At 63.0% G+C, this 25,092-nt stretch carries 22 protein-coding genes; 14 read left to right on the top strand and 8 right to left on the bottom strand.

Features of this window, described 5'->3' with window-relative positions; translation table 11 throughout:
- Positions 1-23: 23 nt before the first annotated feature.
- The 5 genes from ACVWYF_RS20330 to ACVWYF_RS20310 all read left to right on the top strand — a co-directional run bounded on the left by ACVWYF_RS20330 (position 24) and on the right by ACVWYF_RS20310 (position 7,211).
- Complete coding sequence (locus ACVWYF_RS20330; RefSeq protein ID WP_457071528.1) at positions 24-332, top strand: hypothetical protein; 309 nt, start codon at positions 24-26, stop codon at positions 330-332.
- A gap of 89 nt (positions 333-421) precedes the next feature.
- Positions 422-676: a hypothetical protein gene (locus tag ACVWYF_RS20325; protein WP_457071526.1), complete on the top strand. Its 255-nt coding sequence runs from the start codon at positions 422-424 to the stop codon at positions 674-676.
- A 150-nt stretch (positions 677-826) separates the two neighbouring features.
- Complete coding sequence (locus ACVWYF_RS20320) at positions 827-3,670, top strand: S8 family peptidase (protein WP_457071524.1); 2,844 nt, start codon at positions 827-829, stop codon at positions 3,668-3,670.
- A gap of 155 nt (positions 3,671-3,825) precedes the next feature.
- Entirely contained in the window at positions 3,826-6,348 is a 2,523-nt protein-coding gene (locus ACVWYF_RS20315; protein ID WP_457071522.1) for a T9SS type A sorting domain-containing protein, read from the top strand.
- A 614-nt stretch (positions 6,349-6,962) separates the two neighbouring features.
- The gene (locus ACVWYF_RS20310; protein WP_342296699.1) at positions 6,963-7,211 is read left to right on the top strand and encodes a hypothetical protein; all 249 of its coding nucleotides are present in this window, start codon (positions 6,963-6,965) and stop codon (positions 7,209-7,211) included.
- 156 nt (positions 7,212-7,367) lie between these two features.
- Here ACVWYF_RS20310 and ACVWYF_RS20305 read toward each other — a convergent pair whose 3' ends face one another.
- Together ACVWYF_RS20305 and yiaA are read right to left on the bottom strand one after the other, a co-directional pair.
- A complete protein-coding gene (locus ACVWYF_RS20305) occupies positions 7,368-8,057 on the bottom strand; it encodes a TIGR02117 family protein (RefSeq protein WP_457071519.1) in 690 nt (229 codons plus the stop codon).
- Between the two features lie 18 nt (positions 8,058-8,075).
- Positions 8,076-8,480, bottom strand: coding sequence for an inner membrane protein YiaA (gene yiaA, locus ACVWYF_RS20300; RefSeq protein WP_457071517.1), 405 nt, complete (start codon positions 8,478-8,480; stop codon positions 8,076-8,078).
- A 136-nt stretch (positions 8,481-8,616) separates the two neighbouring features.
- On the opposite strand from yiaA, the gene ACVWYF_RS20295 reads away from it, so the two are divergent.
- Positions 8,617-10,227: a MutS-related protein gene (locus ACVWYF_RS20295; RefSeq protein ID WP_457071515.1), complete on the top strand. Its 1,611-nt coding sequence runs from the start codon at positions 8,617-8,619 to the stop codon at positions 10,225-10,227.
- On the opposite strand, the gene ACVWYF_RS20290 is transcribed toward ACVWYF_RS20295, so the two are convergent.
- On the bottom strand, positions 10,224-10,967 hold the full coding sequence (locus ACVWYF_RS20290; RefSeq protein ID WP_457071513.1) for a Dph6-related ATP pyrophosphatase: 744 nt from the start codon (positions 10,965-10,967) through the stop codon (positions 10,224-10,226). The two genes, ACVWYF_RS20295 and ACVWYF_RS20290, sit on opposite strands and share 4 nt — an antisense overlap.
- A gap of 131 nt (positions 10,968-11,098) precedes the next feature.
- On the opposite strand from ACVWYF_RS20290, the gene ACVWYF_RS20285 reads away from it, so the two are divergent.
- The 3 genes from ACVWYF_RS20285 (at position 11,099) to ACVWYF_RS20275 (ending at position 13,167) form a co-directional block, all read left to right on the top strand.
- A complete protein-coding gene (locus ACVWYF_RS20285) occupies positions 11,099-11,860 on the top strand; it encodes a glycosyltransferase family 2 protein (RefSeq protein ID WP_457071511.1) in 762 nt (253 codons plus the stop codon).
- A gap of 33 nt (positions 11,861-11,893) precedes the next feature.
- Positions 11,894-12,316, top strand: coding sequence for a hypothetical protein (locus tag ACVWYF_RS20280; RefSeq protein WP_457071509.1), 423 nt, complete (start codon positions 11,894-11,896; stop codon positions 12,314-12,316).
- Positions 12,317-12,405: 89 nt separating this feature from the next.
- Positions 12,406-13,167: an EcsC family protein gene (locus tag ACVWYF_RS20275; RefSeq protein WP_457071507.1), complete on the top strand. Its 762-nt coding sequence runs from the start codon at positions 12,406-12,408 to the stop codon at positions 13,165-13,167.
- Between the two features lie 349 nt (positions 13,168-13,516).
- On the opposite strand, the gene ACVWYF_RS20270 is transcribed toward ACVWYF_RS20275, so the two are convergent.
- Both ACVWYF_RS20270 and ACVWYF_RS20265 read right to left on the bottom strand, forming a co-directional pair.
- The gene (locus tag ACVWYF_RS20270) at positions 13,517-14,098 is read right to left on the bottom strand and encodes a hypothetical protein (protein ID WP_457071505.1); all 582 of its coding nucleotides are present in this window, start codon (positions 14,096-14,098) and stop codon (positions 13,517-13,519) included.
- 106 nt (positions 14,099-14,204) lie between these two features.
- On the bottom strand, positions 14,205-16,484 hold the full coding sequence (locus ACVWYF_RS20265) for an aconitate hydratase (protein WP_457071503.1): 2,280 nt from the start codon (positions 16,482-16,484) through the stop codon (positions 14,205-14,207).
- A 260-nt stretch (positions 16,485-16,744) separates the two neighbouring features.
- Between ACVWYF_RS20265 and ACVWYF_RS20260 the strand changes: the two genes are divergently transcribed.
- Positions 16,745-18,067 (top strand): peroxiredoxin family protein, encoded by a 1,323-nt coding sequence (locus ACVWYF_RS20260; protein ID WP_457071501.1) that lies wholly within the window; start codon positions 16,745-16,747, stop codon positions 18,065-18,067.
- 250 nt (positions 18,068-18,317) lie between these two features.
- Positions 18,318-19,172, top strand: coding sequence for a universal stress protein (locus ACVWYF_RS20255; RefSeq protein WP_457071498.1), 855 nt, complete (start codon positions 18,318-18,320; stop codon positions 19,170-19,172).
- An 84-nt stretch (positions 19,173-19,256) separates the two neighbouring features.
- Here the strand turns inward: ACVWYF_RS20255 and ACVWYF_RS20250 are convergent, their stop codons facing one another.
- Positions 19,257-20,681: a cytochrome P450 gene (locus ACVWYF_RS20250; RefSeq protein WP_457071496.1), complete on the bottom strand. Its 1,425-nt coding sequence runs from the start codon at positions 20,679-20,681 to the stop codon at positions 19,257-19,259.
- Between the two features lie 139 nt (positions 20,682-20,820).
- On the opposite strand from ACVWYF_RS20250, the gene ACVWYF_RS20245 reads away from it, so the two are divergent.
- A complete protein-coding gene (locus ACVWYF_RS20245; protein ID WP_457071494.1) occupies positions 20,821-21,123 on the top strand; it encodes a hypothetical protein in 303 nt (100 codons plus the stop codon).
- Positions 21,124-21,292: 169 nt separating this feature from the next.
- Here ACVWYF_RS20245 and ACVWYF_RS20240 read toward each other — a convergent pair whose 3' ends face one another.
- On the bottom strand, positions 21,293-22,300 hold the full coding sequence (locus tag ACVWYF_RS20240; protein ID WP_457071492.1) for a polyprenyl synthetase family protein: 1,008 nt from the start codon (positions 22,298-22,300) through the stop codon (positions 21,293-21,295).
- 125 nt (positions 22,301-22,425) lie between these two features.
- Between ACVWYF_RS20240 and ACVWYF_RS20235 the strand changes: the two genes are divergently transcribed.
- Positions 22,426-23,286 carry an alpha/beta hydrolase family protein gene (locus tag ACVWYF_RS20235; RefSeq protein WP_457071489.1) on the top strand — a complete coding sequence of 287 codons (861 nt, stop codon included), beginning with the start codon at positions 22,426-22,428 and terminating at the stop codon, positions 23,284-23,286.
- Entirely contained in the window at positions 23,283-23,783 is a 501-nt protein-coding gene (folK, locus tag ACVWYF_RS20230) for a 2-amino-4-hydroxy-6-hydroxymethyldihydropteridine diphosphokinase (RefSeq protein WP_457071487.1), read from the top strand. Before ACVWYF_RS20235 ends, folK begins: the two co-directional genes overlap by 4 nt.
- On the opposite strand, the gene ACVWYF_RS20225 is transcribed toward folK, so the two are convergent.
- The gene (locus ACVWYF_RS20225) at positions 23,730-25,052 is read right to left on the bottom strand and encodes a hypothetical protein (protein WP_457071485.1); all 1,323 of its coding nucleotides are present in this window, start codon (positions 25,050-25,052) and stop codon (positions 23,730-23,732) included. The two genes, folK and ACVWYF_RS20225, sit on opposite strands and share 54 nt — an antisense overlap.
- Positions 25,053-25,092: the final 40 nt, after the last annotated feature.

Here is a 25,092-nt window from a genome sequence, read left to right as displayed (position 1 = left end):
GCCCGCCACTTACTTCGCCGCTCATGGTACCCTCCCCTACTTCCGATGCGTCCACGCCGCGCGACCCGCAGCTTTCGGCCGCCAACCTGCGCCTGGCCCTCGATGAGCTGGATGCCAAAATTAAGACCCTGCACAACCGCGCCCACGCCACGGCCGCCGGCTCGGCCAATACCTACGAGGCTCACGCTGCTACCCTGGAGGCCAAGCGCACCCGCTTGGCGGCGCAGCTCACGCAGGCCGGCAGCCCGCCCACCGGCGCTGAGCCCGGCCACTGGCAGCAGCTGCGGCAGGACATCGAAAACCTGGGCCACGACGTACAGACGTTATTGTAGCTAATTGCTGCTGGTTAACGACTTGCTGCTTTCAGAATCATTTCCCGAACATACCCCGTTCCTGTCCTTCACCGCTATACTTTACCCTCATGCATAAGTTTTTTTCTCTGCTGCTCCTGGGCCTCGGCCTGGGCCTGACCATCCCGGCCACCGCGCAGTCGCGCCCCAAGGTGAAAGCCAAAAAGGCGTTTTCCCATACTTCCGAATCGAGCCGGGGCAAGAACAACAAGGCCCAGTTTCGTCACGAAAGCACCCGGCCGGTTATCGACCTGACACCCCACAAGCTGGAAACCTTCAAAACGTCCAGAGCCCCCAAGCATTTCAAGTATTACCACCCAAAATAGGCAGCCGACTGCTGGTGCCCTGCCCCGGCTGTTGCTTCGTACGGGGCAGCGACCGGGGCTTTTTTTTAGCCGGCCCAAGTCAGTCCGAACCGCTGGCAGCTACGTACCATTGTATCTTTAGCTAAGTAATCAACGGTTTGTTTTTGCCTGATGAAAAACACGTTACGCGCTTTATTTTTCTTAGTAATAGTTGGATTCAGCGGGCTGGCCGGGGCCAGGGCCGCGCCGCCCACCATCCCCGGCCGGCTGGTGCTGAAACTGCGCCCCGGCCAGACTCCGGCTACTCTCGAAGTCGCGCTGAACACCTTGGCCGCCCACGGCCTGCGGCAGAAGTTTCCGCACGCCCAGGCCCCCAGCGCTGAGCGGCCCGGCAGCGTGGATTTGCGGCAGATTTACCAAATTGAGCTGCCCGCCGCCATGCCTTTTGACCGCGCCCGGGCCGTGCTGCTGGGCACCGGGGCCGTGGAGTACGTGGAGCCGCTCTACATCCGCCGGCCGATGTACCAGCCCAACGACCCCCGGGCCGACTCCATGCTCACCAGTCTCACGGCCAGCCAGTTCTACCTCAAGCAAATCCGCGCTTACCGCGCCTGGGATGTGACCCGGGGCGACAGCAGCATCGTCATCGGCATCACCGACGGCGGCGTTCGCCTCACCCACGAGGACCTGCGCCAGCAAATCAAGCACAACTACGCCGACCCCGTGAACGGCCGCGACGACGACGGCGACGGCTACGTGGACAATTTCACCGGCTGGGACCTGGCCAACGACGACAACGACTGCGGCTACGACATCAACATCATCCACGGCTCGCTGGTGGCCGGCGTGGCCACCGCCCGCACCGACAACGGCCTCGGCATTGCCGGCCTGGGCAACCAGTGCCGGTTTCTGCCGCTGAATATCTATCCCAACACATCCACGGGCAGCTTTGCCGGCTACGAGGCCATCGTGTACGCCGCCGACCACGGCTGCCAGATTATCAACATGAGCTGGGGCGCACCGGGCGGCTACTCACGCTTCGAGCAGGACGCCATCACCTACGCCGCCGTGAACCGCGACGCCGTGGTGGTGGCCGCCGCCGGCAACACCAGCGCCGATATCCTCTTCTATCCCGCTTCTTACGACCACGTTTTGTCGGTATCGGGCGTGAGCAGCACCGACCAGAAAAGCCCCGCCGCCACCTTCAACCACCGCGTGGACATGGTGGCCCCGGGCCTGAGCATCCTCACCACGCAGGGCTACCACACGGTATCGGCCGGCGGCGTGGCCGATGCCGACTACGTGGCCGTGGGCGGCACCTCGTTTGCCGCGCCGCTGGCGGCGGCGGCGGCGGCGCTGGTGCGCTGGCGCTTTCCGCAGCTCACGGCCGCTCAGGTGATGGCCCGACTGCGCCAAACCACCGACAACATTGACGGCCTGCCCGCCAACGCGGCTTGGGCCAGCCGCCTCGGTACCGGCCGCCTCAACGTGCTGCGCGCCCTCACCGCTGACCCGAAGGAGGCCCGCGTCATCGCCAGCACCTTCGCGCCCGCCCGGCCCGCTTACACTCCCGGCGACACCCTGCGCCTGGCCGTGGACGTGCAGAATCTGCTGCGGCCGGTGGCCGGGCTCACGGTCACGCTCACCTCGCTCTCGCCCTACGTCACGGTGCGGCAGGGCAGCTTCGCGGTGGGCAACATGGCCACGCTGGCCCGCGCCACTAACTTCAGCTCGCCCTTCCGGCTGGCCGTGGCCGCCAGCGGCATTCCGCTCAACACCACCGCCACGCTGCGCTACCGCATTACCGACACGGGCGGCTTTCAGTATGACCAATACGTGGACTTCATGCTGAACCCCGACTACGTGGTGCTTGATGCAAACGACCTGGCCCTCACGCTCACCAGCCGGGGCAACCTGGCCTTCGACAACCTGGCCGGCACCGTGGGCGCGGGCCTGAGCTACCGCACCAGCGGCAATATTCTGAGCGAGGGCGGCCTGCTACTGGCCACCTCTCCTACCCGCGTATCGGACCGGCTGCGGACCAGTGGCGGGCAGTCGCGGCAGTCGTTTTTCAGCCTGCGCCAGGCCACCCGCCAGCAGCCCGGCCCCCGCGCCGACCAGGAAGCCCGCATCGCCTTTCAGGACACCATTCCGGTGGCCGGCAGCCGCGTCCGGAGTGTGGGCGTGGCCGTGCGCCAGCGGGCCTACGCCTGGGCCACGCCCGGCCGCCGCGATTTCGTGGTGCTGGAATATTCGCTCAAAAACCTTACTGCTGATACGCTCAAACCGCTTTACGCCGGCATTTTCGCTGATTGGGACCTGCCCAACCCCGATGGCGCGGCCCGCAACGCCGCCGCCTACGACACCGCCCGCGCCCTGGGCTACTGCTACGCGCTGGGCGGCCCGGCCGGCACCACGGCCCCGGTGGCCTACGCGGGCATCCGGCTGCTGCGCGGCGGCGCGGCGGCCGTGTATTCCATCGATGGCGGCGCGCCCGCCGGCTCCCCCATCCGCCTGGCCGACGGCTTTTCAGTAGCGGAGAAATTCCTGGCCCTGAGCAGTGGCACCGCCCGCGCCCAGCGCACCGCCGGCCTGCCCAACGGCACCGATGTGTCGCAAGTAGTGGGCACCCGCCTGGCCCGGCTGGCTCCCGGCGACTCGGCCACGGTGGCCTTCGCCGTGCTGGCCGCGCCCACGCTGGCGCAGCTCCAGGCCTCGGCCGATGCGGCGGCAGTGGTTTACGCCGCCGTGCTGCCCACGCGTTCAGCAGCTTTGGCGGCCAATGACTTGCGGGTGTACCCGAACCCCACGGCTGGCCCGCTACGGGTGGAAGTGCCTGTCGATTTTGGCCTCGTGGAAGTGCGGCTGCTGAACTCGCTGGGCCAGGTGGTGCGGCAGCAGGCGGCAACCGGCCATTTCCTCGATGTGCAGTTGGGTAACCTGCCAGCCGGCTGGTACGTGGTGCAGGCCGTGGGCCACCGCCAGATTTTGAGCCGGGCCTTAGCCGTTGAATAGAATTGAAAATGGGTTGATTAGCACCGCCACTCATTGGCTGGCTACCGTGTTTGTCCTCTTAAAAGGGAGCTGCTGTGCGGCTCCCTTTTACATTTACGCCCGGCGGCTATCCGCAGCGTTAATCCATTCTTTCCATTTTAACAACCAACGTATTAATGAAACACTCCTTTACTCGTCTGCTATTGCTGGTGCTGCTGCTGTGCGGCCCGGGCTTCACCAGGCTACGGGCCCAGGTGCTGGACCCTAATTTTCAACCCACGGTACTGAAAAACGGCTACTTGGGTGGCCTGCAAACGGGCGTGCAGCGCCTGGTGGTGCAGCCCGATGACAAGGTGATAACCGCCGGCGGCTTCGACTTTGTGAATGGGGTGCTGGCCAGCAAAATCCAGCGCCTCAATGCCAATGGTACTTCCGACGCGGCATTTAACCCCGGCGGCATCGGGGCCAATGGCTTTATCGCAGCGGTGGCGCTGCAAGCCGATGGCCGGATTCTGATTGCCGGCGGCTTCACCACTTACAACGGCACGCCGGCGCTGGCCATCGCTCGCCTCAATGCCAACGGCACGCTCGACCCCACCTTCGCGGCGCTCACGCCGGGGATGCTGCGCCAAATCGGCAGCTTGGCCATTCAGCCCGATGGCAAAATTCTGGTGGGCAGTACCAACAGCTTCACCGCCGGGCAGGCCGGAGCGCTGGTGCGGCTGAATACTGACGGCACGACGGATGCCACGTTCAGCATTGGTACGGGCACTGTTAATGGCCTAGTGAACACCATCGTGGTGCAAACCGATGGCAAAATTGTGGCGGCAGGCTCGTTTACTTCGTTCAGTGGGCAAACCGGCGGCCTCGTGCGCCTAAATGCCAACGGCAGTCTCGACACCACGTTCGGCCTGGGCACGGCGGGCGTGACCGGCACGGTCAACGTCGTGGTGCAACAGCCCGACGGCAAGCTGCTGGTGGGCGGCTCCTTCACGCAGCTGAACGGTCAGCCCTCGCCGTCGCTGGTGCGCCTGCTGCCCACCGGCACGCTGGATGCCAGCTTCGCGCCGGGTACCGGCCCCACCAGCGCCACCGGAGCCAACTCTTCGGTCCAGTCGCTGGTGCTGCTCAGCAACGGCAACGTGTTGATAGGCGGTTCTTTTGTGCAGTTCAACGGCGTGGCGCGGGGCCGGGTGGCTCGCCTGCTGCCCGGCGGCACCCTGGATACCAGCTACGCCGCCGGCACCGGGGCCAACAACATCGTGACCGCCCTCGCGCTGCTGCCCAGCGGCCAAGTGCTGGCGGTGGGCTCCCTCACGCAGTACGATGGCGTGAATAAAACAGGCGCGGCCCGGCTCACCGCGGCCGGAGCCGACGACGCCACCTTCGCCGTCCTCTACGAACGGCGCGGCACCGTCTCCAACGTGGCCCCGCTCACCAACGGGCAAATGCTGATAACGGGTTCATTCACTGAATTTAACGGAGCATCAACCGCCGGTGGCGGCGTGCGCCGCCTCAACGCCGACGGCACGCTGGACCAGTCCTATCTCACCAGCGGAGGTTCGCTGGCGGGAGCCCAGCCCGATGGCAGCTACTATAACATTACGTTTAGCACGCAGTACGAACTCACGCGCATCCTACCGTCGGGCGCGGTCGATAACGCCTTCGCTCCGGCATCGTTTGGGCCTTCTACCAATGGGGGTTTGTTTGGTGTGAAAATGCAGCCCGATGGCCGCGTCCTCGCTTATGGCGGCTTCAGCACTTTCGGCGGCGCGGCGCGTAGCGGCATTGCGCGGCTGAATGCCAATGGTACGCTTGATAACACGTTTGTGCCGCCCACCGGCACCCTGCCCCGCACGGTCAATAGCGCCTTCATCCAGGCAAGCGGCAAGATTGTGCTCACCTATTCCGAAACCGGTACAGGCTCTACACCCGGTTACACACTGGTTCGGCTCAATGCCGACGGCTCCCTGGATAATACGTTTGCAATTGGCACGGGAGCCGGCCCGGGGACTTTCCCGTCCCTGCTACAGCAGCCCGATGGCAAGTTGCTGATTAGCAACGTGGCCAGCTTCAACGGCCAGGCTGTGCCATTCAACATGGTGCGCCTGCTGGTTGATGGAGCCACCGACCCCACGTTCAATGGCCTCACCACCAGCTACACCCCCAACCTGGTACTGCCCGATGGCCGCATTCTGGCCACTACCCTGGGCCAATACGGGGCCACCACGCTGGTGCGCCTCAATGGCAACGGCAGCCTGGACAATGCTTTCGCGGCCGTGAGCACCCCGGCCCCCATCTTCATCGGCGACGATAGCACGCCCGGCTACGTGCTGCAGCCCGATGGCAAAATCATTGCTTACGGCAGCTTCCGAGCCATAGCCGGGCAGCCGCGCATCGGCTTAGCCCGCCTCACCAATCCCGTGGCCACGGCCATCCGCACTGGCGCGGCCACCCGGCCCCTGGTGGCCTATCCCAACCCCGTCAGCCAGCGCCTGACCGTGGTGCTGCCGTCCGTAGCGCCCGCCACGCAGGGCACCTTGCTCGACCTTACCGGCCGCGCTGTGCGCCGCTGGACCTTGCCCGCCCAGCAGGCCGAGGCCAGCTTCGACCTGAGCACGGTAGCCGCCGGCGTGTACGTGCTGAGGATTCCCGGCACGGCCGGCACCTACCAGCAAAAAGTGGTGGTGACGCATTAGCGGCACTCACTAGGTTCACTAAAAAGCCCTCCATCAGCATGACGGAGGGCTTTTTTGCTTATCCGGACTGCGTTGGCGTTGACCATTAGCCGCCTACCTATTGCCGCCGGGGGCCTACATAGTGCTTAATGGGGATTTCGCCGGGAAATATCAGCTATCCAGCGGTTTATTAGAATATGGCCGAATGAGCGCGCTATGTTTGTGGCGCACCTCGGTTCCGGCCGGTGTTGTAGCTGTAAGTAACGGACCTGCCGGACAATGCTCCGCCCCGCCGGGCGGCCCCAGGCCAGGAGCACGCGGCCGGCACCGGGCAACTAAACAACGACAACTCCCGAGTGCTAAAGAGAGAAGCAGTGTTAAAAGCATCCAATGATGCAACCATAACAATATTCAGGTGCCTTAGCCTCAATATCCGGCTCCGTTATTTGCTAAATTAATTAGCTATATGCCCCACCTCATCCTATCCATTACACAACAAAGTTTTATTACCCGGTCCACAACCTTCATGGGATAGTCATGCTGTAAATGTAAATTTGCGCAACTACTCATCGAAAAAGCCTAAATAAAATTCTTTCCAAATTTTTTAGTTTACCGTAATAATTGTATCTTTGGGTATGTCAAACGTCAAGCTCCCTACGCCGCTGCCCTTGCAGCAATTTGCCCGTTGCGTGAACGACGCGCAACGTCCGGCCGACTACGTTGGCGACTGGCCTGAGGCCGGCCGCGTGTACGCCGTGCGCGTGTTGCCGCACGTCCGCACGGGCCACCCGCAGGTACACGTCCTTGGTTTTTATGCCGAGCGTCCCTACGGGGCCTTTGCCGCCCACCGCTTCGAGCAAGTGGCGGATGTATGGTTGAACTAGGCCCCGCCGGCCGTTCGCCCGATGGTTTCATCCCTTAAGACCCCGCTGGCTTTGTCGCCGGCGGGGTCGGTTTGTTTGTAGCGTGGACTCTGCGAGTCCGCGCATGGGCAGCGAGGCCTTAACGGGGCGCGGACTCGCAGAGTCCACGTTACAATTTTACCGGCCGTAGATGTGGAAAATCCCCTTGTCGGAAGGGGTCCAGAGGCAGGCGCGCTGGCCGCTGGCTTTTAATGCGTTGTTGGTCCAGGTGTTGCAGGTGTAGAGGAAGCTGTAGACGCGGTGGGCTTCGTAAAAAGCATCATCGGGACCGTAGCTGTGGCCTGTGATGTGCTGGGCGCGGCCGGCTGCATCGAGGGCGAAGCTGCGCTGGATGTAGGCAATCAGGCGGGCGTATTCGGCGCGGCTGAGGTGGAGCGGGATGGTTTCGGGACCGGGTGCGAGGCTGTGGAAGTAGGTGGTGTGCATGGCCGAGGAACCCAGCCAGAACGCCGCCACAAAAGCGGTACTGAACTTAAGGTCGGCCCAGGTGGGCGTGTCGAGGTAAAAGCCCTTATCGCCCCAGCCAAAGGCGATGTAGCGCATGGTACTGTCCTGCGAGGGAATATTGGCGATGGGCAGCAACTGGTTCCAGTCAATCTGGGCCGTTTTGATGGGCAGCACGATGTCGGTATGCACGCCGTTGGTGTGCAGAAAAACGGTGACATCGGCCGGGGCGTTGGGGTCGGTTTTGGCCACCGGGATAGCGGATAGCGCTAGGGCCGAGCCCACGTAGAGCGCGGCCACACCGATGATGCCGCCAATGGTGTAGCCGGTGAATTTCAGGGTTTTGCGAAGCGTAAGCGGCATGGATTGGGGTAAGCGGGTTTATTGAGCAGCACCCACGCGCTGGCTGTCGCGGGTGTTTTTCTGCACGGCGATGGCCGCGAACATGCTCAGCAGAAACGACATGGCGTAGAAGCCTTTTTCGCTAAGGGTGAGCGTGGCGTTCCAGAGGCCAATGGTGAGCAGCAGAATGCACAGTACGGTAGAAAACCAGCTCAGGCCGTAATAAATGTTGGTCACGGGGATACCTTCGAGGCGGTCGCGCACGCTTTTTTGCAGGGAAATGGCCGAAAACAGGCCGTACATGAGCACCGTGAAGTAATAGCCTTTCTCGTTCAGCGGCATGGCGGCGTTCCAGAGGCCGATGATGAAGGCGGCCAGGCCGGCCAGCAGGGCCACCCAGGAAGCGGCGATGAAGGCGTTGGACGGTTGCGGTTGGGGGTTCATAGGGTGCGGAAATGGTTGGGTTTAACGCCGCCAAGTACGGCAGAAATCGGAGAAGCCACGGGCCGGGGCAACCGGCGGCAGCCTGTACTTTTGCCCGGCGGCCGCTAACTGCGGCGGCTCCTCCCCAGCACTTTCCATGTGGACTTCAACCTCCGAGCGGCTGGCCGCCCTCAATGCCGAATGGCGGCAACCCTCGGCCCGCTTTCGCAACTTTCCGCTCATTGCCCGCTACCACGCGGCGGTGCCGGCCGAACCCGCCTACCACCGCCTCGACCAGCAAACCTGGACCGACCTGAACGGCGATGAGTTGTTCGCGCTCCTGGATGGCACCGTGAGCCGCGTGGGCCAGCAGTGCCTCTACCACCGCCTGCGCAGCCCGCTGGCCGACGCGACGGCCCTGCGGGAGTTCGACGAAGCAGCCGGTTTCTTTGCGGCCCAGCCCCCTGAGCGCGGCCGGGTGCAGCTGGCCCTCAGCCGCCTCACCTCCACCGATGCCTACTACCTGACCGACCTGCTGGCCGGCGATGCCCTGCCGGAACTGTCCTGGACGGCGGCGGCCCCGGCCCTGGTGCTGCTGCTGCTGGCTACCGTGGTGGGCGGCTTTTGGGAGCCGGCGCTGTGGCTGCTCACGGCGGGGCAGCTGCTGGTGCATACGCTGTTGCACTTCTGGAACCGGGCGCGGGTGGTGGCCGGCGTGCGGCCCATGCTGCAGCTGGGCAACCTCTACCGCGCCGGGCGCGATTTGGCCCGACTGGGCCTGCCGGTACCGGCCCTGAGTGGGCTGGCCGCGCCGCTGGGCCGGCTGGGCTCCATCGTGCGTAAGGTGGCTTTTTTGCAGTTCGAGGGCCAGTTGCAATCCGACCTGGCGGCCCTGCCGTGGCTGCTATTGCAATACGTGAAGATTGTGCTGCTGCTCGATTTCATCGTATACCACCGCTGCCGGCACGATGCGATGCAGCATTTCGAGGCTATTCGGGCCGTGTATGAGGCGGTGGGCTACGCCGATTGCGCAGTGGCGGTGGCGGGGTTCCGGGCGCGGCACCCGCATTGCGCCCCGGTTTTCACCGCTGAAAAAACCGGCCTGCACCTCACGGCCGCCTACAACCCGCTGGTGCCCGGCTGTGTGCCCAACGACCTGGCCGTGACCGACGCCAGCGTGCTGCTCACGGGCTCCAATATGTCGGGCAAAACCACGTTTATGCGCGCCATCGGCCTCAATACGCTGCTGGCCCAGACCATTGCCACCTGCCCGGCGGCGGCCTACGCTGCCCCTTTCCGGCGGGTGGCGTCCAGCATCAACCTGGCCGATAACCTGCTCGAAGGCAAGAGCTACTACTTCGCGGAGGCCGAGGCGGTGCTGGGCTTTATCCAGCAGGCCGAGGCGGGCGGCTACCTGTTTATTCTCGATGAGCTGTTCAAGGGGACCAATACCGTGGAGCGCATCGCGGCCACGCAGGCGGTGCTGGCCCACCTGCAAACGCGCAGCCTGGTGGTAGCCTCCACGCACGACGGCGAGCTGGGCGCGCTCCTCGCCCCCGCTTTCACCGAATACCACTTCTCCGAAACCGTGACCGAGGCCGACTGGTACTTCGACTACCAGCTCAAGCCCGGCCCGCTCACCACCCGCAACGCCATCCGGCTGCTGGCCCGGGCGGGCTACCCGGCCAGCATCGTGCAGCAGGCCCTGGCCCTGAGCCGCACGCTGGATGCGGCCGGTGCGGCAGTACCGGGCACGGCCGCTGGCTAAGTTAAGTCGCAGTACCAGAAGCCGGTGTCGAACGGGCTGGAGTCGGAGTTGGCGGGGGCGCAATCGTAGTCGGCCGCATCGGTAGGCGGGGGCGCGGGCGCGGTGTATTTGCGGTACACGATTTCGCCCTTTTCAAACGGAATGGGCTGGCTGAACAGCGGCCCATCGAACACAAAGGTGTGGAATTCGCCGTTTTCGCCGCAGGGGTCCACATTAGCGGGCAGGTCGCGCAGGAAATCTTCGTCAATCACGCGGCCCACGAAGCTTTGGTCCAGAAACTTCTCGTTGACGCAGGTGGTGATGGTTTTGAAGCCCAGGCCGATGAACTCGCGGATGAGCTCGGCCGTGGGCACGCCCCAGAGCGGGAATACGGCCTCCAAGCCCAGCTCGGCCAGCTTGTTTTCGCGGTACTGCCGCAGGTCGGCCAGGAAAATATCGCCGAAGATGGCGGCCGTGGCGCCCGCGCCTTTTAGGTCCTGCATGGTGGCGGCCATGAGCTGTTCGTAAGCAGCCATGGTGGGCGTTTCGGGCAGCAGCAGCTTGCGGCACGGCAACCCGAGGGCGGCAGTTTGCCGGTCGAGCAGGGCCGTACGCACGCCGTGCATGGAAATGCGCTGGTACGGCTCGCTGATGGTGGTGAGCAGCGTTTGGACCTTGTAGTGCCCGCTTTGCCGCGTTTTGTGGAGCGCGAGCGCCGAGTCTTTCCCTCCGCTCCAGTTGAAAATGGCCGATTGTGTCATGCGCCGGCAAAGTAACCAAGGGCCGGGCATTCGGCAGGACCAAGGCCATATTGTTTCGCTTTACGGGCATATTGAGCGCCCAAAAGGTTCAAAAGGCAACTTTTCCGGCTTTCCCAACGAACACCTCGCCTATGCACTTCACCGTTATTACCCCCACCCACCAGCGCCGGGAGTTGCTACCCGAGGCCGTGGCCAGCGTGCGCGCCAGCATCAGCGCCCCCCTCGATTTCTCCTTTGAGCACCTGGTTTACGACAGCGGCTCACGCGATGGCACGGCCGCCTACCTGCGCGAGGCCGCCGCCCAGCCCGGCCCGCCGTTGCGCCACTGGCACTCGCCCGGCCGTCAGCTGGCCGGCGCGGCCCGCAACCGCCTCATCGCGGAAGCCGCGCCCGATGCCTGGGTTGTGCCACTCGATGACGACGACATCCTGCTCCAGCGCACCCTGCACAATTACGCGGCGCAGATTCAGGCCCACCCCGGCCGGCCGTGGTTCGTGGCCGATTTCCTACGGGTGGACGAAACCGGCCGCTACCTCCCCAGCGAGGATTATTACGCCTGGCAATTCGAGTCGCCCACGGCCATGCTGCACGCCATTTTTCGGGCTGAGCATTTCATTCAGGGCAACGTGTGCTACCGCCGGGCTTTTGTGGAGGAAGTGGGCGGCTACGACGGCAAGCTGGCCATGGCCGAGGACCTCGACCTCTACGTGCGCTTCCTGCTGGCCGGGCAGCTGCCGGTGGTGTGCCCGCACCTCAGCCACCTGCATCGCTTTCATGCCCGCAACGTGAGCATTGGGGTGGATGCGGAGAAGCACAACGCCGATTTGCGGGTGATTTATCAGAAATACGCGCAGCAGCTGAAAGCCTTGGGCGTGGTCGAACCAGGGAAGTAGCCGGCGGCTTATTTTTGGGCTTTTGCCCGCCCCATGTCTGCCCCCGTGCCTCCGGTTGCCGAAGAAGTGTACGCCATTCCGGCCGCCTACCGGAAGATGGAAAACACGCACATCCTGTTCTGGCTGCTGAAGGACATTGCCTGGTGCATGGTGTGGCGGCCGCTGGGGCTGCTGATGGTGCTGCCCACGCTGGGCATTGCCGTGGTCATTGCCTGGCGCACCCGCGCCTACGCCTCGGAGCTGGCCCACAACCTGGCCATCGTGTTCTGGATTACAGCCAACTCGTACTGGATGACCAGCGAGTTTTTCGGATTCGATGCGGTGCGGGTAGCTCCGCACGTCACGGGCAAGCACCTGGCACTGGTGCCGTTTCTCATTGGGCTGGGCATTTTGCAGTACTATTACCTGGTGCAGAAGCCCCGCGAAATCCGCGCCAGCCAAGTAGCTACGCTGTAAGTAGCGCGAACTTTTAGTTCGCGTCCCAGAATGACAACCAGTGCAACGGCGCGGGGACACGAACTAAAAGTTCGCGCTACATTTCACCCATGACTCCTGACAACGAACAACAAGCCCGTATCGAGCTCCGCGCCTGGCAGCAGCAGATGCAGCGGGCGCCCTCGTTTCTCAACAACTTTGCCCGGCGGGTGCAGGTGCGGCTCAATGCTTTCCTGCCCGAAAAAATGCACCAGGCCATCACGGCCGCCATCCGGCAGATGGTGCGCGGCGTGCTCTTCGGCTCGCAGCACACTACCGGCAAGGTGCTGACCCACGCCACCTTCGCCCAGCGCGAAACCGCCGTACGCGGCCAGATTCGCAACTACCGCACCATGGCCACCGCCGAAGGAGCCGTGACCGGCGCGGGCGGCTTCCTGCTCGGCCTGGCCGATTTCCCGCTGCTGCTCGGCTTCAAGCTCAAGCTGCTCTTCGACGTGGCCGCCGCCTACGGCTACGACGTGCATGACTACACCGAGCGCCTCTACCTGCTCTACGTTTTCCAGCTGGCCTTCAGCAGCCAGCAAACCCGCAACGCCACCTACCACCGCCTCGCCGACTGGGACGCCTACCGCCTCACCCTGCCCCTGAACCCGGAAGCATTCGACTGGCGCACCTTCCAGCAGGAGTACCGCGACTACATCGACCTCGCCAAAATGGCCCAGCTCCTGCCCTTCGTGGGCGCGGCCGTGGGGGCAATGGCCAACTACAAGCTCATTGAACAGCTGGGCGAAACGGCGCAGAATTGCTACCGCATGCGGCATTTCGCGGCCGAAGGCTTGCAGTCGCGGCCCCTGCCACCACGCTTGCCATAGTGCCACGGGTGCTTACCGACCAGGCGGCTGGGCTCGCCAGCACCGCTATGATGCTTGTCGGCCCGGCAGACATCCTTGTCAGGTCGGCTACTATGCTAACCAGTTCCACCGCCATCGTTGCCAGCCCGGCCGGGGTTTTCGCGCCCACGGCAGCAATGCTAACCGCCTCGGCAGCATGACATGACGTCACGGCAGATACTATTACCAGCCTGGCAGGCATCATCGCACCCCTTCCCGCATGACATGACGTCATTGCAGGGTCGATAACGGGGCTTGCTGTCCTCTCCCGCTGCCACAAGCTACTGGGGCCAGAACGAAATGGCCCCTGCTGGCGTGCGTCTGCGACTAGCTACAAGAGTGTATCGCAAACCCAATAGAAATCCGCTTGTACCAAGCGCACGGCTTCATCCATATCAAGTGTATGAAAGCTTTCGTACTCTTCAACCAAAGCTATTGTGCTGTGAGCCAAGTTGGGTTTCCCAAATCTTTCGTCATCGGATACACTCAAATCATCCATATCAAAAAAACCTGCTGGCAGATTTTTGAGGTCGAGAGGCGCACGGTATATATCCACCTTTCGCCACAGCGAAGCCTCCCTTCCGTCAGAATCCCCGTCAAAGCTTAGCCAGTATTCGAACAACTGCGTTTGCTGCCACACTACCTTCAGCACAACTACGGGCCGGTCTTCCATGCCGTCATCGTACGTATCGCCAAAATCTCCTTCATAACCTACCGTTGAAGTAGCAAATGCCTCTTGCTTAATCAACATCCGATGGGCTGGAATCAGCACTTCTTTATAGACGTGCTCCAATAGCGCCTCTAAACCATCTTTTGGACTTGGAAATAATGCCTCATTCAGTTCCAATAAATGGCTGGGGTTTGGAACCTTCTTAGCAAACAATGCGCGTATTTTTTCTTCAAAGTCGTCCATGGAGGTGTTAGAGTATTGTGTTCGTTAACAAAGTAACATCAACCAAAACGGCCGCCCCAGTTTCCTGAGGCGGCCGTTGTGACTTAAGGCTATTAGCTGACGGAAATTACACCGCCTGCCCGGCTTCTTTCAAGCGAATCAAATTCAGGGCCGAGCCGGCTTTGAACCACTCAATCTGCCCTTCGTTGTAGGTGTGGTTGAGGGTAATGAGGTCGGTGTCGCCGTCGGTGTGGTGCAGGCGGGCCTGTAGGGGCTTGCCTTCCTGGAAATCCGTCAGGCCGAGGATGTCGATGGTGTCGCCTTCCTCAATCAGGTCGTAGTCGGCCTTGTTGGCGAAGGTGAGGCCGAGCATGCCCTGCTTCTTCAGGTTGGTTTCGTGGATGCGGGCGAAGCTTTTCACAATCACGGCGCGCACGCCGAGGTGACGGGGCTCCATGGCGGCGTGCTCGCGCGACGAGCCTTCGCCGTAGTTCTCATCGCCAATCACCACGGAGCCGATGCCCGCGCTCTTATATGCGCGGGCCGACTGCGGCACGGTGGTGTAGCCGTCGCCCTGCACCGCGAAGTTACGCACCGAGTTGGCCTCGCCGTTGAAGGCGTTGGTGGCTCCAATAAGCATGTTGTTGGAGATATTATCGAGGTGGCCACGGTATTTCAGCCATGGACCGGCCATCGAAATGTGGTCGGTCGTGCATTTGCCCTGGGCTTTAATGAGCAGGCGCAGGCCCATCAAATCGGTACCTTCCCACGCCTTGAAGGGCGTGAGCAGTTCCAGACGGTCGGAAGTGTCGCTTACCAGCACCTGCACGCTGCTACCATCAGCGGCGGGAGCCTGGAAACCGGCATCCTCCACGGCAAAGCCTTGCGGGGGCATTTCCACGCCTTGGGGCTCATCGAATTTCACGGGGCCGTTTTTGCCGGGCAGCGTGTCGGTGAGGGGGTTAAAGGTGAGGTCGCCAGCGATGGCGAAGGCCGTCACGATTTCGGGCGAAGCCACGAAGGCGTGGGTGTTGGGGTTGCCGTCGTTGCGCTTGGCAAAGTTGCGGTTGAAGCTCGTGATGATGGAGTTCTTGCGCTTGGGGTCGTCGGTGTGGCGGGCCCACTGGCCGATGCACGGGCCGCAGGCATTGGCCAGCACCACGCCGCCCATGTCAGCGAAGGTGTCGAGGAGGCCGTCGCGGGCCACGGTGTAGCGCACCAGCTCCGAGCCGGGCGTGATGGTGAATTCGGCGGCCACGGTCAGGCCTTTGTCCACCGCCTGCTTGGCAATGCTGGCGGCGCGGGTGATGTCCTCGTAGCTGGAATTGGTGCAGGAGCCGATGAGGCCCACTTCCAGCTTCTCGGGCCAGCCGTGCTCTTTCACAGCGGCGGCAAACTCCGAGATGGGCCAGGCGGCGTCCGGCGTGAACGGGCCGTTCACGTAGGGCTCCAGCGTGTTGAGGTCGATTTCGATGAGCTGGTCGTAGTATTTGGCCGGGTCGGCATACACTTCCTCGTCGGCGCGCAGGTGCTGGCGCACGGCGGCGGCGGCTTCGGCGATTTCGGCGCGGCCGGTGCCGCGCAGGTAGTCGCCCATCTTCTCGTCGTAGGAGAATACCGACGTGGTTGCGCCAATTTCAGCGCCCATGTTGCAGATGGTACCTTTGCCGGTGCAGCTGAGGCTTTCGGCCCCATCGCCGAAATATTCCACGATAGCGCCGGTGCCGCCCTTCACGGTCAGAATGCCGGCTACTTTCAGAATCACGTCTTTGGCCGACGTCCAGCCGCTCATTTTGCCGGTCAGCTTCACGCCGATAACCTTCGGGAATTTTAATTCCCAGGCCATGCCGGCCATTACATCCACTGCGTCGGCGCCGCCCACGCCGATGGCCACCATGCCCAAGCCGCCCGCATTGGGGGTGTGCGAGTCGGTGCCAATCATCATGCCGCCGGGGAAGGCGTAGTTCTCCAGCACCACTTGGTGGATGATGCCCGCGCCGGGCTTCCAGAAGCCGATGCCGTATTTATTGGAAACCGAGGCCAGGAAATCATACACTTCCTTGTTTTCGGTGTTGGCTTCGGCCAGGTCGGCCGTTGCGCCGTCTTTGGCTTGAATGAGGTGGTCGCAATGCACTGTGGAGGGCACGGCGGCCGTGGGCTTACCGGCCTGCATGAACTGGAGCAGGGCCATTTGGGCGGTGGCGTCCTGCATGGCCACGCGGTCGGGGGCAAAGTCGACGTAGGAAACGCCGCGCTCGTAGGCCTGCTTAACATCGCCACCGTAGAGGTGGGCGTAGAGGATTTTCTCGGTGAGGGTGAGTGGGCGCGCCACGGCGGCGCGGGCCGCCTCGATGCGGGAACCCATGCCGGCATACACCGTGCGAATCATTTCCAGGTCGAAAGCCATAGGATGCGTGTTATTATAAGAGTGGTTGCGCAAATGTAGCACTCACGGGAAGTTGGACCTAGCCGAAAGCGGGTTTGGGCGGTAAGCTTTATGCTGGCACCGCAGGGCCGGTAGAATTAACGCAGGTTTGGGGGGCGGCGTTCGGTTGGCGCGCAACTCCGGGTTTGTGCTCAAGACGCTGAGGTTCGCAGACGCTGGCGGCAACCTATTGGCGAGGTCGCTGGTTTGTGGAGCTTGCGTTTGCATTTTTGCGCTTACTTATGAATACTCCCCTTCTCCGCCTGCTGGCTACGGCCACGCTGGGCCTGGGCCTCTTCGGCTGCTCATCCAATAATTCGACTTCCGAAACGGCCGCTACCGGCGGCACGGCGGCCCCGACGCTCACGCCCGGCCCCTGGCGCGGCGTACTGGCCACGCAGGGCCAGGAAATTCCGTTTTTGTTCGAGGTGAAAACCGAAGCCGGCCAGCCGGTAGTCTACCTTATTAATAAAGGCCTGAACGGCGAGGAGCGGCTGCGCTGCGAGGACATTAAATCGGCTGGCGACTCGACGACTATTAGAATGCACGCTTTTGATGCGGCGCTGGTGGTGCGGGCCGATGGCCAGGGCAAGCTAAAAGGAACCTGGGTGAAATATGATTCGAAGATGCCCTACCGCGTGCCAATGATGGCCACGGCCGGCGCGCAGGAGCTGTTCCCGGCCGCTAAATCGGCGGAAAAGACGGGCAGCTTTGGCGGCACCTGGCGGGCCAACTTTGGCGAAGGCGAAGAGAGCTACCCGGCCACGGGCGTTTTCACCCAGCAAGGCAACCAACTCACCGGCACCTTCCTCACCACCACCGGCGACTACCGCTACCTCAGCGGTGTGGTGAGCGGCCAGGACCTGCGCCTGAGCACCTTCGACGGCAGCCACGCCTTCTTGTTCACGGCCCACAACGGACCAAAGGAACCCGTGGACATCACCAAAGAATACGCCCCCAACACGCTGTTCGGCGACTTCTATTCCGGCAAATCCGGCCACGAAACCTGGACCGCCGTGCCCGACCCCAAGGCCAAGCTACCCGATGCCGACACCCTCGTTTACCTTAAAAAGGGCGAAAGCCGGCTGAATTTCAAGTTCCCGAATGTGATTGAGGGCGGCAGCATCTCCCCCACCGACCCCAAGTACCGGGGCAAAGTGGTGGTGCTGCAAATCCTGGGCTCGTGGTGCCCCAACTGCATGGACGAGACTAATTTCCTGGCCCCGTGGTACGAGAAGAACAAGGCGCGCGGCGTAGAAATCATCGGCCTCGGCTACGAGCGCCTGCCCGATTACAACGTATCGGCAGCCAAGCTGCGCAACATGCGCGAGCGGTTCCATGTGGGCTACGACGTGGCCTTTGCGGGCATTGCCAACAAGGATTCGGTGGCAAAGTCGCTGCCGCAGCTGGCAAAATTCCTGGCCTTCCCCACTACTATTTTCCTCGATAAAAAAGGCAACGTGCGGAAGATTCATACTGGCTTCGCGGGACCGGGCACGGGCAAATATTATCAGGAAGAAATCGACGGTTTCAACAAAACCGTGGACAAGCTGCTGAAAGAATAAGCGGCGGCAAAATCAGCGCCTATCCGAACAGGGCTTGTTATTCCAACGAAGGAGGACTCTGGATATAGTTTTGTCCGATTCTTCCTTCGTCGGGATATCAAGCCTTGTTTGATTTTGCTTTTAATGCTGGGCCGAGGATAATAAGGGAGCATTGCGTAGTATATTGTGATATGCTATTATTTCTACGGTCGGCACCCCGCGTGTTGGCTGGAGAATGCAGCAATTTCTCCTCACCTCACTCATTCCGGCCATGAAAAACATATTGGTTTGCACCGATTTTTCGCCCGAAGCCCACAACGCTTTTGAAGTGGCCTTGCAGATGGCCCGGCGCACGGGTGGCCGCGTCATGTTGCTGCACGTACTGGAGGAAGCCGAGGGAATATCAGGCGGTTTCAGCACGATGGGCAAGCCGACGGGCGGCCAAAGCATCGACCAGATTTTTATCATTAAGCTGCTGGAAGTGACCAAGCGGCGGATGCACGCCCTGCGCGACGAAGCCGCCCAGCTGGCCCCCGAAGTGCTGGTGCAGGACGAGGTGGAAGTTGCCCGCGTCGGCGACGGCATTCTGCACGCCATCAACCGCGACCACCCGGACCTGGTGGTGCTGGGTGCCCGCGGCCACGGCGCGGTGGAACACTTTTTCGTGAGTTCCACCACCGAGCGCCTCATTCGGCTGGCCCCCTGCCCGGTGCTCACGGTGAAGCACCCGCACACCGATTTCGACGTGCAGAACATCGTATTCCCTTCCGATTTTGCGGCCGATGCCGCCAGCGCCCTTGAGGGCCTGCGCCAGATTCAGGCCGATTTTCCCAACGCCACGCTGCACCTGCTGCACGTAGCAGCGGCCGGAAGCGGCCACGTAGCCCAGCAGCAAATGCAGGCTTTTGCCCAGCAGCATCACCTGCTCAACTGCCAAACGGCCGAGGTAGACGCGGAGCGCACCAGCCTCGGCATCGAAGAATACGCCCAGAACGTGGGTGCCGACATGGTGGTTATTCCCACCCACGCCCGCTCGGGCCTGAGCCGCTTCCTGCGCACCAGCATTGCCGAAACCGTGGCCACTCACGCCTTCCCACCCGTGCTGACGTACCATCTGGCGGCGTAGGCACCGGGCCGCTTTAGCTCATTGAAACGATAAAAAGAACGTCATGCTGAGCTTCTTCTTGGGTAGTGCTTAAAGCCAAACCCTCTACCCCCGCAGCCGCACCCGAAACCGCACCTGAAAATCATTTTTTGGGCGGAGGGTGACGAGCGGCTGCATGGCCACGGACGGCTGCCCGGCCACCCACTCGATGTCGAACTGCCGCAGCAGCTCCAGCGTCACAAGCTGCATTTCGGTGAGGGCGAACTGCATGCCGATGCACAGGCGCGGCCCGCCGCCGAAGGGCACGTAGGCATTGGCCTGCACTGGCTGGGCCGCGCCGGGCGCAAAGCGGCCGGGCCGGAACTCTTCGGGCGCGGGCCAATACCTCGGGTTGTGGTGGAGGCCGTGGAAGTACAGCGAAAACAGCGTGCCTTTGGGGATGCGCAGGCCGTGGTATTCGTCGTCGGCCAGGGCCACACGGTCCACCATCCAGGCGGGCGGGTAGCGGCGCATGGCTTCCTGCACGGCATTCAGGGCGGAGCCAAGGCGCGGCAGGTCCTCGAACGCGGGGGCGCGGCCGGCCAGCACGGCGGCCATTTCCTGCTGAATGACCACGGCCTCGGCCGGGTGATGGGCCAGCAGGTAGGTGAGCCAGGTGAGGGCGTTGGCACTGGTTTCGTGGCCGGCCACGAGCAGGATGAGGGATTCGTCGATGAGCCGGTCGGTAGGCATGGGCTCGCCGGTGTCCTCGTAGCGCACGTCGAGCAGCATTTGCAGCAGGTCGTCGGGGGGCGGGGTACTGCCGGGGCGGGCAGTGGCCTGCTGGCGCTGAGCAATGAGGCCACCCAGCAGCGCACGCAGCTCGGCGGCCAGCGCGTCGTGGTAGGCAAACCGGCCCCGCAGCCGGAACCACGGCTTGAGGTAAGGCTGCCGGATGGAGCGCACGAAAAACGCCTGAATCTCGGTAATCAGGCCCGCCAGCCGGTCCAGCTCGGCCTCCGGAAAATTGGTACTGAACACCGAGCGGGCAATGATGCGGAAGGTCAGGCGCGTCATCAGCTCGTGCGCGGCCACGGTGGCAGTGCCGCCCGCGCCCGTGGCCTGCGCCACCAGCGGAGCCAGCGTTTCGATGGTTATTTCCTGCATCAGGCCGGTGAGGCCCGCCACCCGCTGCCGGTGGAAGCCGGGCTGAATGAGCCGGCGCTGCCGCAGCCAGTCGGGTCCGTCATTGGTGAGCAGGCCGTGGCCGATGTAGCGCGAAAAGCCCCGCGTGAACTTCGACTTGGCATAGTTCCGGTTGTTCTTCTGCAACACATGCTGAATCAGGCCGGGGTCGCGGGTGAGGATGCTTTTCTCGACTCCGCCGATGAACAATTCCACCGTGTCACCGTGGCGGGCCAGCACCTGGTTCAGCACCGGCAGCGGGTCCTTCGCCAGCGCAAACGAGCGCAGCAGGGAGCGCCAGCGTGGCAACCGGGGCAGCCGAAACGTATTTTCCAGGGCTTTTTCGGGGGCTGACAACTCGCTCATGGCAAAGACCCGCACTTGGATGCGGCCCCAAAAATAACCCGGCGCGGCGGCCGGCTCATCTTTTTTCAAACCAGTCGCGTACAGCCAGCTAAGGCCCCGGCCCAACCCCACACTTTCTTTTCCCAAACGCCCGCTCCTTATGTGGATTCATCAGCAACCCAACGCTCCCGCCCCGCTCGCCGACCTGCAAGGCCGCACCGTCGGCCTCAAGTTTGAGTGCAAGCATTGCCACACCGAAGTCTTCACCGACCTCATCGGCGTGCCCGCCCCCAACGACCAGGCCGACTCGTCCGCCCACGCCGACAACCACGAAATTGAGCAGATAAAGTGCCCCGGCTGCGACATGACCCACACCCTGGAAGTCGACAGCTCCTTCGATGGCGTGACCTTCAAAGTGAGCGAGGTGAAGCCCGGCAGCGTGAGCTATCAGTTGTCAAAATAGGACCACGGATTTTGTAGTCGATTGCTAATTTTAGTCGACGATATTCACTACAATAAAAAAGCCTCTCGTGCGAGAGGCTTTTTTATTGTCCATTTCTCTAATTCAGAGGCCAGTAATAAAAACCAACAGTCGACTACAAAATCCGAAAAATCCGAGCGAATCCGTGGTTCTATTTTTCCCGCTCAATCGTGTAGTTAATCAGCGCTTCCAACGACGTGCGGCTGGGCGATTCCGGGAAGGTGTGCAGGATGGCAATCGCCTCATCGCGGTAGCGCTTCATGGTTTGTATGGCGTACTCCAAGCCGCCCGATTTTTTCACGAATTCAATGACCTGCTGCACCCGGTCGCGGTGGCCGTCGTTGTTTTTTACATTGAAAATAACCTTGCGCTTTTCCAGCCAGGAAGCCTGTTGCAGCGCATAAATAAGCGGCAGCGTCATCTTTTTTTCTTTGATGTCAATGCCCACGGGCTTACCAATTTCGGCGGTGCCGTAATCGAACAAATCGTCTTTAATCTGAAAAGCAATTCCAACTTTTTCACCGAATAAACGGGCACGCTCGATGACTTCTTTGTCGGCCCCGACGGAGGCCGCGCCCACTGCCGTGCAAGAGGCGATTAGCGACGCGGTTTTTTGCCGGATAATGTCAAAATAAACCTCTTCGGTGATGTCTAGCTTGCGGGCCTTTTCGATTTGCAACAATTCGCCTTCGCTTAATTCGCGCACGGCGTTGCTCACGATTTTCAGCAGGTCGAAATCGTCGTTTTCGAGGGCTAATAACAGACCACGCGAGAGGAGATAATCGCCGACTAAAACCGCGATTTTATTTTTCCAGAGTGCGTTGATGGAGAAGAAGCCACGCCGGTAATTGCTCTCGTCCACCACGTCGTCGTGTACCAGGGTGGCGGTGTGCAGCAGCTCGATGAGGGCGGCCCCACGGAAGCTGGCATCGGGCAGCGGGTCGCCGGTGGCGGGCTCCAGGCGGGTGGCGCGGGCCGTGAGAAACACGAACATGGGCCGAATCTGCTTGCCCTTGCGCTTCACGATGTAGCCCATTATCTTGTCGAGGAGCAGCACTTTGGTGCGCATCGACTGGCGGAACTTGTGCTCAAACTCTTCCATTTCGGCCGCGATGGGGGCCTGAATCTGGTCGAGGGATGAAGGAGAGTGTTGGGACATTGCGGCGACAATGATACGGCAGAACGGCGGAGGGGCCACCAGCGCGGCCCCAACCTTTTGGGCCGGCTACGAATTATAACCGCATCGGCGGCCAATTGGCTGCGCTTCGCTCCTACCTTCGCCGGATGCTCACTCACGCCTCCTTCCTGCTCACGGGCCCCGCCCACGGCCGGCCCTTCGAGGCCGACGCCACCTATCAGGCCACCGGCCTTGCGAAGCCCGTGCTGCTGTTCGTACACGGTTTCAAGGGGTTCAAGGACTGGGGGCACTTCCCGTTGCTGGCCGATTATTTCGCGGCGCAGGGTTTCGTGTTCGTGAAGCTGAACCTGTCGCACAACGGCCTGGTGGTGGGCGGCACCGGCGATTTGGAGGATTTGGACGCTTTCGGGCGCAATAATTTCAGCATTGAGCTTGATGATATCGGGCAGGTAATCGACGCGCTTTTTACAGCCGGGGCCACGCCCGTACCCGCCGCCGAGATGAATTTGCAGCGGTTTTTCCTGGCCGGGCACAGCCGGGGCGGCGGCCTGGTGCTGCTGAAAGCGGCCGAAGACCCACGCGTGCGGGCCGTGGCGACGTGGGCCGCCATTGCCGAAGTGCATCCGCAGTGGCCCCAAGCGGTGTTTGATGAGTGGCAGCGCACGGGCGTGCTGCACGTACCCAACATGCGGACCGGCGTGGAGCTGCCCATGCAATACCAGATTGTGGAGAACTACCACGCCAACCGCCATCGCCTCGATATTCCGCACAACGTGCGCCGCAAGCTGAAGCAGCCACTGCTCATCATCCACGGCGATGAGGACGAGACGGTGGGCGTGGCGGCGGCCCACAAGCTCCAGCAGCTAAAGCCCAATGCCGAACTGCTGCTGGTGCCCGGGGCCACGCACATGTTTGGCGGCGCGCATCCGTGGCGCGAAACGGAATTGCCCGCCCCTGCCCGGCACGTTGCGGAGGCCACGGCGGCATTTTTCAAACGGCAGGCATGAGCGGCGAACCCGTATTGGCCTACTTGCTGCTGGGCTCCAACCTGGGCGACCGCGCCGCGCTACTGGCGCAGGCCCGCGCCCGGCTGGCGGCCACAGCCGGGGAAATCATGGCCGCATCCGGCTTGTACGAAACGGCGGCGTGGGGCCGCGAAGACCAGCCGGCATTTCTGAACCAGGCGCTGGCCATGCGCACGGTTTTAGCGCCGGATGAGTTGCTGGCGGCCTGCCAGGTCGCGGAGCAACTCGCCGGCCGCCAACGAATGGAGCATTGGGGCAGCCGCACGCTGGATATCGACATCTTGTTTTTCGGGCCGAAAATTGTTGCCACGCCCACGCTGAGCGTGCCACACCCGCGCCTGGCCGAGCGCCGGTTTGCGCTGGTGCCGCTGGCCGAAATCGCCGGTTCGCTGGTGCATCCGCAGTTGGGTGAGACGGTGGCCGCGCTACTCCTGCGCTGCCCCGACCCCTTGCCCGTGCGGCGCTGGCCCGGGGAATGAAACCGGAGCCAGCGGCGGCACCCGGCGCAAATCCTGCGCCACATGCCCCGCCCGAAAGGCCAGCGCCAGCAGCCACAGCCCCAGCAGCCCCACGCCCAGCCCGCGCGGAGCCCGCGCCGGCCATGCCGCCAGCACCAGAATCACTATCGGCCCAAACAGCACGCTGGCGTAGCGCTCGGCGTCGTGAACGCCGGCCGCGCTCTGGGCAAATACCGTGAGCACGGCCACCAGCACCACCAGCGCCACGGCGCCGGCCCACAGGGCATCCCGCAACAGCTGCGTGCTGAAACTGAGGCCGTGCGTGGCCGGAAAGGCCGTGTTGGCCGCCTCCGCATCGGGGGTGACGGGTGGGGCCAGCGCCCCCGTTTGCCGCCACGGCCGCCGACGCGGCCACAGGGCCACAAACAGCCCCAGCAACACCGCCACCCAGGCCCATTCCGGTCCGCCGGCCCGGGCCGAGGCGGGCAGCGGCAGCAGCCAGCGCCCCAACACGAAGCCATAGTCGGCGGCCGAGCTCAGCAGCTGGCCCCAGCCCCGGGGTGGATGGTAGCGGCTGGGCGCAGCCACCGCAAACAGCACATATGCCTGCCACAGCACGCCACCCAGGCCGCTCAGCAGCAGGTGCAGTAGCAGCAGCCAGCGGCCCCGCACGGCCAGGTGCCGCCAGCTGCCCAGCAGCAGTGCCCCGCCCACCCCCGCCAGCAGAAACAGCCCCAGCGTGCGCTGCAACGGCAGCAGCAGGCCGGCTACCGTGGCCATCGCCATCCACTCGCCCCGGGCCGAGCGCAGCCATTGCAGCACCGCCGCCGCGTAGGCCGCCGCCAGCAGCGTAAACACGCATTCGGCCCACACAAACTTGCCCACCAGCAGCCCGGGCGTGCCCAGGGCCAGCAGCAACGGCAGCAGCAGCGCCCGCCGGGCTGGTAGCAGCTGCCGGCCCAGCCAGCCCCACAGCAGCAGGCTACCCAGCAGCGCCGCGCCGTGTAGCAGCCGGATTCCCGCCAGCGAGCCCGTCGCGGCCAGTAGTGCCGGGTAAAGCGGCGGCCAGAAGCGGTACAACGTGCCATCGGGATTGAGCAGCCGGCCGGTTTCGCGCAGCGTCTGGGCGGCGTAGAGGTAGTAGCGCGAGTCGCCGGTGCCGGCCAGGCCCGGGGCGGCTACGTAGGCGAACAACGCCAGCTGTACCAGTACCCCCACCGCCACCAGCCGCCCAATGAGCGGCCGGGGACGGCGGCGAGCAGCACGGGTGGGCCGGGGAGCGAGGGACATAGAATCGGAAGATGCAGCCGCTGGCTGGAGTTTGCTTCCG

The organism is Hymenobacter sp. UYAg731 (assembly GCF_054061335.1).
The sequence above is the reverse complement of the archived record's forward strand: the minus strand, read 5'-3'. Positions and strand labels throughout refer to the sequence as shown.

Coding starts and splice junctions, on each gene's coding strand:
- ACVWYF_RS20330 (WP_457071528.1), top strand. CDS start 24: ATGGTACCCTCCCCTACTTCCGATGCGTCCACGCCGCGCGACCCGCAG.
- ACVWYF_RS20325 (WP_457071526.1), top strand. CDS start 422: ATGCATAAGTTTTTTTCTCTGCTGCTCCTGGGCCTCGGCCTGGGCCTG.
- ACVWYF_RS20320 (WP_457071524.1), top strand. CDS start 827: ATGAAAAACACGTTACGCGCTTTATTTTTCTTAGTAATAGTTGGATTC.
- ACVWYF_RS20315 (WP_457071522.1), top strand. CDS start 3,826: ATGAAACACTCCTTTACTCGTCTGCTATTGCTGGTGCTGCTGCTGTGC.
- ACVWYF_RS20310 (WP_342296699.1), top strand. CDS start 6,963: ATGTCAAACGTCAAGCTCCCTACGCCGCTGCCCTTGCAGCAATTTGCC.
- ACVWYF_RS20305 (WP_457071519.1), bottom strand. CDS start 8,057: ATGCCGCTTACGCTTCGCAAAACCCTGAAATTCACCGGCTACACCATT.
- yiaA (WP_457071517.1), bottom strand. CDS start 8,480: ATGAACCCCCAACCGCAACCGTCCAACGCCTTCATCGCCGCTTCCTGG.
- ACVWYF_RS20295 (WP_457071515.1), top strand. CDS start 8,617: ATGTGGACTTCAACCTCCGAGCGGCTGGCCGCCCTCAATGCCGAATGG.
- ACVWYF_RS20290 (WP_457071513.1), bottom strand. CDS start 10,967: ATGACACAATCGGCCATTTTCAACTGGAGCGGAGGGAAAGACTCGGCG.
- ACVWYF_RS20285 (WP_457071511.1), top strand. CDS start 11,099: ATGCACTTCACCGTTATTACCCCCACCCACCAGCGCCGGGAGTTGCTA.
- ACVWYF_RS20280 (WP_457071509.1), top strand. CDS start 11,894: ATGTCTGCCCCCGTGCCTCCGGTTGCCGAAGAAGTGTACGCCATTCCG.
- ACVWYF_RS20275 (WP_457071507.1), top strand. CDS start 12,406: ATGACTCCTGACAACGAACAACAAGCCCGTATCGAGCTCCGCGCCTGG.
- ACVWYF_RS20270 (WP_457071505.1), bottom strand. CDS start 14,098: ATGGACGACTTTGAAGAAAAAATACGCGCATTGTTTGCTAAGAAGGTT.
- ACVWYF_RS20265 (WP_457071503.1), bottom strand. CDS start 16,484: ATGGCTTTCGACCTGGAAATGATTCGCACGGTGTATGCCGGCATGGGT.
- ACVWYF_RS20260 (WP_457071501.1), top strand. CDS start 16,745: ATGAATACTCCCCTTCTCCGCCTGCTGGCTACGGCCACGCTGGGCCTG.
- ACVWYF_RS20255 (WP_457071498.1), top strand. CDS start 18,318: ATGAAAAACATATTGGTTTGCACCGATTTTTCGCCCGAAGCCCACAAC.
- ACVWYF_RS20250 (WP_457071496.1), bottom strand. CDS start 20,681: ATGAGCGAGTTGTCAGCCCCCGAAAAAGCCCTGGAAAATACGTTTCGG.
- ACVWYF_RS20245 (WP_457071494.1), top strand. CDS start 20,821: ATGTGGATTCATCAGCAACCCAACGCTCCCGCCCCGCTCGCCGACCTG.
- ACVWYF_RS20240 (WP_457071492.1), bottom strand. CDS start 22,300: ATGTCCCAACACTCTCCTTCATCCCTCGACCAGATTCAGGCCCCCATC.
- ACVWYF_RS20235 (WP_457071489.1), top strand. CDS start 22,426: ATGCTCACTCACGCCTCCTTCCTGCTCACGGGCCCCGCCCACGGCCGG.
- folK (WP_457071487.1), top strand. CDS start 23,283: ATGAGCGGCGAACCCGTATTGGCCTACTTGCTGCTGGGCTCCAACCTG.
- ACVWYF_RS20225 (WP_457071485.1), bottom strand. CDS start 25,052: ATGTCCCTCGCTCCCCGGCCCACCCGTGCTGCTCGCCGCCGTCCCCGG.